We start from the raw sequence: 957 nt of genomic DNA, 5'->3' as shown, positions 1-957 counted from the left end.
CATCTGGCCACCCTCACGGGCGATCTTGAGCAGGCGGTTCTGGTGCACCGACCGCTCGATGCCAGAAGGCAGGTCGAGCGCCTGCCACGCTTTGAGGCGTTCGATGTGTTCCAGCATGTGCCGCGAATTCGGTTTGACGGGCGATTGGCGCAGCCAGGCCAGCCAGGTCGTTTTGCCGTTGTCCCGACGCTTGAGCAGATCGTCGAGGCGGCGGCGATGCGCGTCCGACAGCGGTTCGGCCAAGGCATCGTAGATGCGCCGGTTGGCGCGGGTGATTGCTTCGGCGCTCGCCCGCTCGACGGCGTTGAGGGGTCTCCTCGTTTTCAGTGCAATAAGTGACGGTACGCAAAGCTAGCACTGGCGCGGGGGTGGTCTGGGTAGACCGTTGATTTCATTGACTTTCCTGTTCGCTTTGTAAACGGGTATGGTGGCCTCCCACTTTTGAGGTTCACGATGCAGGGTTGGCACACAACGTTTTTGGGGATGCGTGGGCTCCCCCGCGATATCAGCGACTTCGAGATGAAGGCATTTTTCACCTTCGATGGTGCCGAGCGCGACGCAATCAATGCACGCCGAGGTGATTCCCACAAGCTTGGTCTGGCGCTCCATATTGGTTTCCTGCGCATGAGTGGGCGTTTGCTCGGTGCCTTTCGGGTAATTCCAGTAGCCTTGTGGCGCCACCTTGGCAACGAGCTTGGCATTGCAGCACCAGAAGTCGCCTCGCTGAGAGCCATGTATGAACGCGGGCGCACGCTATTCGATCACCAACAAGTAGCCTGCACGGTCCTTGGATTCCAGTGGATGAGCGAGCACCAGCGCCGCTCACTGGTACGTGAACTGCGCGACGAAGTGGCGCGCTGCGCCGACCGCGATCAGCTACTCGTGCGGGCGCGTCAATGGCTGTACAAGAACAAGCTGGTGATCGTGCACGAGCGGGCAATTCGGACACTGATTGCG

The 957-nt window shown here is 60.3% G+C and carries 1 protein-coding gene and 1 pseudogene; one reads left to right on the top strand and one right to left on the bottom strand.

Going from position 1 to position 957, the window contains the following annotated elements:
• Positions 1 to 309 (bottom strand): annotated as a pseudogene (locus RVY79_RS16645) (Tn3 family transposase); the annotation flags it as partial.
• Positions 310 to 453: 144 nt separating this feature from the next.
• Here RVY79_RS16645 and RVY79_RS16640 point away from each other — a divergent pair.
• The coding region (locus RVY79_RS16640) for a DUF4158 domain-containing protein (RefSeq protein ID WP_317465588.1) at positions 454 to 957 on the top strand (504 nt) is incomplete at its 3' end.

Origin of the sequence: Chromohalobacter sp. HP20-39 (genome assembly GCF_033052815.1) — a bacterium.
Lineage (GTDB): Bacteria > Pseudomonadota > Gammaproteobacteria > Pseudomonadales > Halomonadaceae > Chromohalobacter.
The sequence above is the reverse complement of the archived record's forward strand: the minus strand, read 5'-3'. Positions and strand labels throughout refer to the sequence as shown.